2 protein-coding genes are annotated in these 1,303 nt (G+C 70.6%); one reads left to right on the top strand and one right to left on the bottom strand.

Annotated elements, in window-relative coordinates; all coding sequences use genetic code 11:
- Positions 1-531: hypothetical protein (locus D455_RS28820; RefSeq protein WP_040684249.1), on the bottom strand; the 531-nt coding region annotated here is incomplete at its 3' end.
- A 226-nt stretch (positions 532-757) separates the two neighbouring features.
- Between D455_RS28820 and D455_RS0101095 the strand changes: the two genes are divergently transcribed.
- On the top strand, positions 758-1,288 hold the full coding sequence (locus D455_RS0101095; RefSeq protein WP_017568916.1) for an NUDIX hydrolase: 531 nt from the start codon (positions 758-760) through the stop codon (positions 1,286-1,288).
- Positions 1,289-1,303: the final 15 nt, after the last annotated feature.

The following is a 1,303-nucleotide window of genomic DNA, read 5'->3' as shown; positions in this document are numbered from 1 at the left end:
GAGGTGGTCGACGATGACCTCGGCGTCCTCGACCTGGTGCTGGTAGCGGTCGGGGAAGGCCGAGCGCTGGACGTCCTGGGCGACCTCGCCCAGGGGAACGTCGTCCCAGCTGCCGTCGGGGTAGACGCGGTTCAGTTCGTCGAAGAAGGCGTTGGTGGCCCAGGTGGGGTCGAGCCGCTGCTCCTGGGAGCCGTAGTGGTCGCGCTGCTGGAACAGGCCGACGCTGTCGCGGTCGCCCCAGTCGAGGTTGTCCAGGTGGGTCTCGACGATGGAGGTGGCCACCGCCATGGTGGCGGCGTCCTCGCCCAGGTCACGGTCCTTGGCGGCCTCGACCATCGCACGGGCGTTGTCGACGTGGTCGTCGGTCATGTGACCGGCCATGTCGTCGTTCAACTCGTCGTTGAGGGTGGCGGCGAGCTCCTTGTCGGTGGCGGTGTCCGCGGCGGCCACGCCCGGCCCGGCCAGGAGCAGCCCCGCGGAGACGAGAAGGCTGGAGGTCGCGGTAAACGTCAACTTGGGTATCGATCGCATAAAGTTCACCCGTGCAACGTATGCGATGACCCTCCCTTTGGCCAGGCTTGAAACCACCCCGAAGGGGTGGGAAAGACAACACCAAACCCGGGCAACCCTGCAGGTCACAGGCACACAGCCCACCCCGCACCCCGGCGCGGGCGCGCGAACCGACGACGGGCCCACGGACGCGGGACCGTGCGAACCTGGTGGCCCGCCCAGTCCCTCCGCCCCACAGGAGCCGCCCGTGCGCTGGACCGTCCACTCCGAGAAGCCCCTGTACACCGACCCGTGGATCGACGTGCGGGCCGCCGACGTCGAACTCCCCGACGGGCACCGGTTCGACCACCGCCTGGTCCGCCGCCCGCCCGGTGCCGGAGCCGTCGTCCGCGACGATCGGGGGAACGTGCTGCTGCTGTGGCGACACCGGTTCATCACCGACACCTGGGGTTACGAGATCCCCATGGGCGGCGTGCAGCCGGACGAGAGCCCCGCGCAGGCGGCCGCGCGCGAGGTGCTGGAGGAGACCGGGTGGCGCACGGGACCGCTGCGACCGCTGGTGTACACCCAACCCTCCAGCGGACTGATGGACAGCGAACACCACGTCTTCGTCGCCGACGCGGCGCAACGGACGGGCGAGCCCGAGGACACCTGGGAGGCCGAACGCGTGGAGTGGGTGGCGCTGGACCGGGTGCCCGAGCTGGTGCGGGAGGGGCTGCTGGTGAGCGGCACCTCGATGAGCGCGCTGCTGTACCTGTACGCCACCGGCCCCGGGTGAGGGCACCCGCCATCG

Origin of the sequence: Nocardiopsis halotolerans DSM 44410 (genome assembly GCF_000341065.1) — a bacterium.
GTDB classification, from domain to species: Bacteria; Actinomycetota; Actinomycetes; order Streptosporangiales; family Streptosporangiaceae; genus Nocardiopsis; species Nocardiopsis halotolerans.
Note: the sequence above shows the minus strand (reverse complement) of the source record. Positions and strands in the feature narration are given on the sequence as shown.